The following is an 8,389-nucleotide window of genomic DNA, read 5'->3' as shown; positions in this document are numbered from 1 at the left end:
TCATAATCTGATCTCCCTATGAGCTAACCTGGAGAAGTTTTATGTTTAATAATATAGGTACCTTTAGGGTTATTCTAAGCGATACCTGTAGCATACATTTAGATACCTTTCGTGTTCTCTATACGGATATTAAAGAGGTACCTTATAAGTTACCTATAGAGATACCCATTTGATTATCTTTTTAAGCAATATGATACCCAAAATAAATCCATTGCGTATCCTTTACCGATATCCTAGTCGATACCTATATGGGCGTGCAGCTCATTAGATATCATTATAGATATCATGCGATTCTTAATTAGGTATCTCTATAGATATCATTTAATTTTATATATATGTAATATAGAGTAATATGGTAATTTTGATAAAAAGCTAAAATTTAAATCCTCACCATTTCAATACTGTGCTTAATGTTTGATATCTTTTATGGTATCTGTTTCGATAATTAACGATACCTTTATAAATCACTAACCAGTACTTTAGAGATATCTATTCAGGTATCCATTTAGATATCTTTAGCTTAGTGTGTTAATCAAATATAAATTTATTTAGATATCTTTAGCGATTCCTTTTGTTGCATCATTGAGACATCTATTGAGTTATCTTTTCTGATACCTTTATAGAGAAAATGTACAACATTAAATGAATGATCATGTGTATAAAAATCTACTTCATTGATATATTGAATAGAAGTATCTACTCACAATTTGTTGAGAAAGTTACATTCCGAATTCGAGAATAGATTCAATGATGGAAAAATGTATTTGATGATTGACGATTCAATACAGAGTTATTCACATTTTCTGTTGATAACTCGTCACTGTCGCGAAATGTTTTGCCTGCAACAGGTCCTTTTTGTTCTTCATTTGATCATTTCTGGTTGTCACTTTTACCTTTTATTGACTTGCTCGTTGCCGCAATCAAGCTACCGCCTGGATACTGTCATTTTTTGTTCTTTTTGCCTCGTGTTTTATCGTCTTACGGGGTTCTGGGCGCACCTCTCCTGTAATATACCGCATTAACTGCCTGAGATTAAATCCAAGCACAGCAGCATAACCGGCACTTTTGGTAGTTTCATCGGATTTCATACGACTTCGTCCAAGTTGCCCGCCTTGTTTAGTATGGGCAATCAATGGTTCAATGCCGGCGCGACGGTTATGCAGCAGTGCTCGCATGTCTCCTGTGGTTTTCTCAGGCGGCGCATCAAGCACTCGTTCCGGACGCGGTAGATAAATATCCTGGGCGCCAGCCTTTTCGAGCATTTTTTCATTATCCCGGGAGTAATAACCTTTGTCGGTAGCGATGGATGCTAATGTGTCTTCGCCATACAGGCGCTGGTGCAGCCTTACCATGGCCGGCAGGGAAGGTGCATCGGGCATGTGCGTGGATGTACATTCGCCGACAAACAGGAAGTTGCCGCCAATGCGTCCAAGCTGAAAAGCACGTCCAAATTCCAGTCCCTTGTGCAACTTACCTTTATTAAAACAGGCTACCTCGTACGCATGCAGTGATCGAATCACAGGTAAGTTGGGGCTGGCCTCAAAAAGCCATTCATGAGTCTGCTGCAGTAATTGACAACCCCGCCAGCGAAGCTTTTCTATCGCCTGCCGGAGAAACCAGTACTTGCCGTGGTTGATTTTTGGCGTCAGTCGATACAGCTGATTGAGTACCGGCAGTATTGCAGCATAAGTCTCGCGCCACAGACGCTTCCGCACAGTTTTTAAAAGACCCGTGTCTTTTTTGCTTTGTTTCAGGCGAAAATAATAAAGGGTTATCCGCTTTAAATGACTGACATTGACCCGAAAAACTTCCTCGCCCTTATGGCAGAGGCGATTTAGGCCTTTGGCGACGGTTTTAGCCAGTATGGCTACTTTAATCAGCAGATTCACCAAAGCAGGATAGGCGATATTCGCTTCCTGCACGGCGGAGTCTACATCCAGCTCCTCTGGGTTGGCGAATTTTAGTTTAACCGCCTGCTGGCTGATAAGATTAGCCAGCTTTCGTTGTGTCTCGGCACTCAAACGGGAGCGGAAGGCTTCGATTTTAGTATGGTCGGGAATATGCCATTTTTTTACCAGACCCTGGCCACAGAACAACTGATAAGCAGCATTATCGCGCAGCGCCTGCTCCGCCTTGCGGTCGGTTAAATCAAACATCTGCTGTAGAATGTATGCCCCCAAATGAATACGAATCCGTAAGGGCCTGCCCATCCACCAGCGTTTTTTGTCAGTGCGCTTTAAATCGGGCAATACTAATTTCAGCATCTCATCCCAGGGAATTTTTTGCGCCAGCTTTATCAAGCGATGCTCATTGCTGATTGTAATGGTGATGGTATCACCTGTAACCTGCTCATCAAAGCCACCTACATCCAAACTCATTGTTTACTTACATCCTCTTTATCGTGCCGTTCTTTGTTTAGCCACCAATTTGGCGCAACCGCCACTAAAATACATGATGTTCCACCACCAAACGGACAGATGCTTAATCAGCATCTTTTTGCGAAATCCGCAGGTGTTGTAATGTTTCATGATGCCCAGATAGGAGTTCATACTGCACAAGAAAGCGACTTGTTCTTCTTTGGTGGGTTTATGGTCTTTAGCAACAGTGTTATGCTTTGCGATGGCTTCATAAAAATTCCCTTTGGTGCGGCGGCCAGAGGTAATGCGATGCGGCTTGATAACAACCCCAAGAAACTGAATGCCTTTGCTGTAATGCTGGAGGTATATTTTTTTAGGATGAAGCGTTAATTTAAGCTCTGTTGCCAGAAAGGTTTTAATCACTGGAATTAATTGCTTCAAATGCTCTTTGTCCGTATGTACCAGAATAAAATCATCAACATAGCGACCATAGAAACGCACACCCAAATCGTGTTTGATGAAATGGTCAAGTGGGTTTAAATAGAAGTTGGCAAAAGTCTGGCTGGTCAAATTTCCGATAGGTAAGCCGCAATGGGGTTTGGCGTGGAACAAGCTTTTATCCGTTGGGAATCCAACCCATTTTTGGCGTCCGCCTTTGATAAAACAATTTTTGGTTGGGTTGTTTGCCAGCACCCTATGACATAACCAAAGTAAAAGCGGCTTATCCGGGGAAAAATACCGCTGCCCAATGAAATGATAGAGCCTTGTCCATAAGATGCGTTTGTCGATGGCCATGAAAAATCCCTGAATATCCAAGCGCAACACATAGCAATCCTGCGTATATTGCCGGGAACACTGACGGATAAAACGGTCGGCCCGTTGAATGCCAAGCCGTGCGCCCCGGCCTTTACGGCAAGCATAGCTGTCATAAATAAACGCGCGTTCAAACAAAGGGCTCAGTTTACGGATAATCAAATGATGCACGATGCGGTCACGAAAATCAGCGGCAAAGATTTCGCGCTTCACCGGCTTGTCAATCACAAAAGCAATGGAGCGTCCCGGCCGGTAGGTGCGCTCATTAATGTCCTGCCAGAGCGCGATGAGTGCCTGCTCGTAATTGACCTCAAACTGCAGAGCATTCATGGTTTGACGTTTATTCTGGCGACATTCGGCATAAGCTTCAAAAAGCTCCTCAAGGCCAATATCCCCTGATGTCTCAGTTGCCATTTCTGCCAATCGTGTGTCCTCATAAAAAAACGGACTGTCGCAAAACAGCCCGTCGTGACTTCATGTGTTTTTATTCCAAAACCCGTACGCAACGAACCCCATTTGGATTGTTCTTATTGTCGTTGTTCTGATTGCTGCCGCCGCCAGTAGCGAAGAACTGATTCCACGCGTTGTTCTGGGGATTGTTCGAGTTCTCGGTAGAACTCCAGTAGTTGCCAGCAATACCAAAGGCGTCTTAATCAATCGCAAGGCTTCTTGCGGTGATGTAATTTTACTACTCTTAAAAAAAGCAGTCCCTTTGCGCTTTAAAATAAAAACCTGCTCGCTCCTGAATGCCGTAACACTCAGGACTCCGGCACTTACCGGTTGGCCTTTTTCCAGCCGGTAACCTGTCTGCCGATACGCCCCATAAGCGCACTTAACTGCGCCTGTTTTCGCATGGGCAATAACTTCATATCCACACACAGACGAATCTCAAGCTTAAGCAGCTCAAACCCGTCCATAAAATCTTCCAGTTCGCGCTGCTTGTTTTCTGCCTTGTTGGCTCGATAAATCGCGCGCACCAGCACCAGAGCGTCGCGTCGCATGTTTTCCGCAAGACTGTATTTAAATTCTTTCGGAAATTCCTTAGTGAATTTGAACAGCATCAACACTAAGGCATAGGTATCGCGATACACCGGCAAATCATAATACAACGCCATACTGCTTCTAACCTCTTGTGTTTTCCATTACCCAGGCTGCTTGCGCAACCCGGGTATAAAAATAGTTAAATAGCTAAATAGTTAAAGCCCGTACGCAACGAACCCCAACCGGATTGCCCTTACCGGCGCCGCTCTGATTGCTGCCGCCGCCAGTAGCGAAGAACTGAACCCACGCGCCGTACTGGGGATCGAGCGAGAACTCGGAAGAACTCCAGTAGTAGCCAGCAAGGCTTCCAACATCACCATTATCCACTAAATTGGATTGCATGTTCTGCTGGGCTGGATTGGCTGGTGCGCCACAGCCACTTGGAAAACCACCATCATCAAACCCCATTTCACAAATAGCAGGCAGATACCAGTCATTAAATCCTGCTATGGTGGCGCTGCAAAGACCTGCAGCATACTCGCCTGTTGGGATGGTCGGATACTGCTTGAAAATGTTGCCAACGTTGCACAACCCATCCGTGGCGCCATTGCAGCCAACGAAGTTCAACGGATTATTAGGCATTGGCAAAGCGGGGGAAGGCGCACCTTCGCTGGAGGTCTCATCAATACCAGGGATGGAGTCAGTAGCTGTTCCGCCCGTACCATCAGAGCTCCAGATGATTCCATTGGGAAAGGGAGGAGCCTGGTCGGTGAAGGCGGCAACCTTGCCACCCACGCTCATCGTATCAACGGTAGAATCATCAATGGAAAACACAAATCCGCCCTGATAGCGATTGCCATAGGTGAGCACAATGACGCTTGAAGTCACGGCTGTTGGTGTATTACTTCCTTTGACCGTCAGCACGCTTGGCGCAGGTGCCATGTCTGCCGCGGCACTGGGGGTATTGCCAGGGGTCACGGTTAATTCACAGGTATCTCCGGCAGCAATATTGCCGCAACTGGCCGGACTCACCGTAGTGCCCGCAGGAAGATTAGGAGTAATCGTGTAATCGACATCCATCGCCGTCACAGCACCGGTATTGGTAATGATAAGCCTACGTGCCTTGGACATCTGGTTGCCTGCTCCAGAGGCATCAGTCAATATTCCCTGGGTTGCCAAAGCCAGTGTATTGAGTGAAATATTCAAGGTAGTATTGGGTGGCGTTTCCGCTAATGACAGGTTTAAGACGTGATTTGTAGCTGGCTGATAGCATTGATTGGGATTTGGGCTACCGTCAGGATTGGTCTGGCATAAGGCAGGTCCGCCATGAGCTCCTTTTTTGGGCAGGCTGCTGCCGGTAATAGCAAGATTTAAGGTGCAGCTGCTGCCCGACTGTCCTTTGGGCGCTATCTGGCAAGGAGCGGTTTGTTTGACGCCTGGTATGGGTAAAATGGCCAGTCGCTTGGATTTGTGCGACTGATTTTGCACAATGTACTGCACGTTAGCTGTCCCGTTTTCCGCTACTGTCTGTGTGGGATTGGAGCCTGCTGCCGGCGTTAACGTCCACAAGGGTTTGGCCGCATGAACTGTTGTCATCATCAGACAGGACAACAGGCAAATCAGTACCCTGTTTATTAATGTGTGCTTGATTATATTTCTTTGCATGGTCTTATCCTTAAGCTACATAAGTGAGATTCAATACAACACCGTTGGTGTATAGATGATTGAGCTTTAATCCCTCATTGAGTGTCTGACCCGAAGCGCGGCCCAGTTCACTTTTACCCCAGTCGGCAAACTCATAACCAACCCCCAATTGCCAATGTTCGCTGATGGATTTTTGCACCCCTGCACCCAGCGTGTAGGTGAACGCAGTTTTGGTATGGTTCGTGAAGTTAGGGTTAGGCAGCGCCTCAAAAATCAAAGGCGTATTCGTAAAATCATGGGCGCGGTTAAAGCCAACACCAAGACTTGCGCTCACCCAGGGCATGAGCCAATAGCCTTTATCAAGCAACAGCTTGCCTTTCACCGCTATGCGGCTATTGCGTATCTTGTATTGATAGCTATGGTTGTTAAACTCGGGGTCGGCATCATCCCATATCACACCCTGAAGTTTGGCATTGCCAGTAGTGGCGGCTGCCAATCCCAATTGACCCAACCATTGGGATGACCATGTTTTTTGTATACCAACAAACAGCTCTCCAGAAGCCAGAACATTAGTGGATTTTCTGTCCGCATAAGTCTTTTCAATTTCTGGGGCCAGAAAAAAAGTCTGTGTCTCACCGCCTCTTACCCAAACAGGCCCCGCGGCTATGGAACTAACCCAGGTCCAGTCTTTAGAGGGAACAGCAGGCCCCATGGTGCCGGCAAAGGCTGTACTTCCCAACACACCGGCGGCAGTGATAAAAAGAAATAAACGATACTTCATAAGCGCTCCTTGCAAAGTAAAAACGAGTCATTAAGTGAGTTTGTAAGCAGTCAGCGGCAAACGATTGGAATAACAAGAGAATGAAGGCACAAACGTGCTCCATAGGATTTAAGTAGAGCAAAGAGATGAAACAAAATCCTGAACAAAGGAAAGAAACACAATAAAATGTAGTGGGAAAAGATGATAATAGGAGAAAATCTAGCGCTGATTGCTGATTGCTGATTGCTGATTGCTGGCAATGGTCCCGCCATTGGCGTTAAGAGCAAGTCTTGTTTGATATCTAATAAAGAGTTCATTCCCTGCACCAGCATCTTTTATGTCATTTGATATTGAAAAACTATTTCAAATCATGATACTTTGTTAATGATTTAAAATCAAAAAAATTCCCTCAATTTTTATCCATCAAACGCACTCAAATCATTTAGCGACACCGACTAACTCTGTGGGATAACAGTGGAGTTGCTCTATGGAATATACGAAACAGATATTGTCAATGTTAAGAGAGGGGGATTTTGCGCATCCGGGTGAAATTGAAGCAATCGAGCTTTCTTTGTTACCTATTGCTAAAAATAGTGAAGCACACATACTTGATGTTGGATGTGGATTAGGTGGAACTGCTCATTATGTACAAAAAAAAGGATGGGGTTTAGTTACAGGAGTTGATATTGATAGAACTCTTATTGAGAGCGCAAAGACGAGCTATCCTGATGTTCAATTTATATGCGACGATATATTGAAGAGCACTAAGCTTGCCCACAAATCATTTCAATGTATCTATAGCTTCAGTGCCTTTTTTTGTTTTACATCTCAAGAAATTGCGTTAAAAAAATTAGCACAGCTTTCAGATTCCCATGGGAGGCTCGTTTTATTTGATTACTCAAGACCCGATGTGACACCAATTCAAAGCCCCTTTCCATGGTCAAAAACAGCCTCTCATTTTAATCCAATTTATTTACCCGAGTTAAAAAAGCAGCTCTCTGCCACTGGATGGAGATTTAATGAAAGTGTTGATCTAACTGAGTACTTTATTCTTTGGTATACGCTTTTATTACATTCGTTTGAACAAAAGCGCGAGCAGGTTGAGCATCAATTTGGTCAACGCGCTTGGGATATTCTGTATTCAGGATTCAAGCAATTATTGAGGGATCTCAATACAAAAAAAATAGGTGGTATTGTGGTGTATGCGAGTCTTAATCATGCTTAACCTATTTTAAGAACCGATATTTCTAACAGGAAAGAAGGGTACTTGAGAGTGTACATGCATTCGAGACTTATTATTCGATGTCTTTATCCGAGATACTTTTTCTATAGAAAAAACAAAGAACCATTTTATAATGACACCTATTTTTTTCTTCATGGTACCTTATGCTGCGATTCTTATTGTTACTGGGCTGTATCTCTCTAAGCTATGCCCAATCTCCTGGTTCTTTTTCACAATCTAAGAAAATTGCAGCGCAATTATTTCAGAAACACCCACAAACCATATATTGCCAATGCAGTTATGAAGATAAAGAAGTCAATTTATCCAGTTGTGGCATGCAAGCAGCAGATTCAATCAAAAGAGCACACCGCATTGAGTGGGAGCATATTATGGCTGCCGAACACTTTGGGCAGCAATTTGCATGTTGGCGTGAACTCCTGTGCGAGGACAAACATGGAAAACCCTATAAAGGGCGACGATGTTGTGAAAAAATCGATGAACAATTTCGTCATGTGGAAGCTGAACTTTATAACTTGTGGCCGGAAGTAGGGGTGGTGAATCAAGCCCGTTCGAACTATCGGTTTAGTGTGTTGCCTGAACAGCCCGATTATC

At 44.4% G+C, this 8,389-nt stretch carries 8 protein-coding genes; 3 read left to right on the top strand and 5 right to left on the bottom strand.

Features of this window, described 5'->3' with window-relative positions:
* Window positions 1–920: 920 nt before the first annotated feature.
* Both KYQ_RS17360 and KYQ_RS17355 read right to left on the bottom strand, forming a co-directional pair.
* Window positions 921–2,378: a transposase gene (locus tag KYQ_RS17360; protein ID WP_019350431.1), complete on the bottom strand. Its 1,458-nt coding sequence runs from the start codon at window positions 2,376–2,378 to the stop codon at window positions 921–923.
* A gap of 18 nt (window positions 2,379–2,396) precedes the next feature.
* On the bottom strand, window positions 2,397–3,584 hold the full coding sequence (locus KYQ_RS17355; protein ID WP_032830830.1) for a reverse transcriptase/maturase family protein: 1,188 nt from the start codon (window positions 3,582–3,584) through the stop codon (window positions 2,397–2,399).
* Between the two features lie 64 nt (window positions 3,585–3,648).
* Between KYQ_RS17355 and KYQ_RS19230 the strand changes: the two genes are divergently transcribed.
* Window positions 3,649–3,972, top strand: coding sequence for a hypothetical protein (locus KYQ_RS19230; protein ID WP_070326930.1), 324 nt, complete (start codon window positions 3,649–3,651; stop codon window positions 3,970–3,972).
* On the opposite strand, the gene KYQ_RS17350 is transcribed toward KYQ_RS19230, so the two are convergent.
* The 3 genes from KYQ_RS17350 to KYQ_RS17340 form a co-directional block, all read right to left on the bottom strand.
* Window positions 3,944–4,285: a four helix bundle protein gene (locus KYQ_RS17350; RefSeq protein ID WP_019350429.1), complete on the bottom strand. Its 342-nt coding sequence runs from the start codon at window positions 4,283–4,285 to the stop codon at window positions 3,944–3,946. The two genes, KYQ_RS19230 and KYQ_RS17350, sit on opposite strands and share 29 nt — an antisense overlap.
* 73 nt (window positions 4,286–4,358) lie before the next feature.
* Window positions 4,359–5,816: an Lcl C-terminal domain-containing protein gene (locus tag KYQ_RS18705; protein ID WP_019350428.1), complete on the bottom strand. Its 1,458-nt coding sequence runs from the start codon at window positions 5,814–5,816 to the stop codon at window positions 4,359–4,361.
* A 10-nt stretch (window positions 5,817–5,826) separates the two neighbouring features.
* Window positions 5,827–6,576: an outer membrane protein gene (locus KYQ_RS17340; RefSeq protein ID WP_019350427.1), complete on the bottom strand. Its 750-nt coding sequence runs from the start codon at window positions 6,574–6,576 to the stop codon at window positions 5,827–5,829.
* A gap of 466 nt (window positions 6,577–7,042) precedes the next feature.
* On the opposite strand from KYQ_RS17340, the gene KYQ_RS17330 reads away from it, so the two are divergent.
* Window positions 7,043–7,780 carry a class I SAM-dependent methyltransferase gene (locus KYQ_RS17330; protein WP_019350425.1) on the top strand — a complete coding sequence of 246 codons (738 nt, stop codon included), beginning with the start codon at window positions 7,043–7,045 and terminating at the stop codon, window positions 7,778–7,780.
* A gap of 161 nt (window positions 7,781–7,941) precedes the next feature.
* Window positions 7,942–8,389: endonuclease (locus KYQ_RS18525; protein WP_035749213.1), on the top strand; the 448-nt coding region annotated here is incomplete at its 3' end.

Origin of the sequence: Fluoribacter dumoffii NY 23, from assembly GCF_000236165.1 — a bacterium.
In the GTDB taxonomy this organism is placed as follows: Bacteria; Pseudomonadota; Gammaproteobacteria; order Legionellales; family Legionellaceae; genus Legionella; species Legionella dumoffii.
This window is presented reverse-complemented; position numbering and strand designations above follow the sequence as displayed.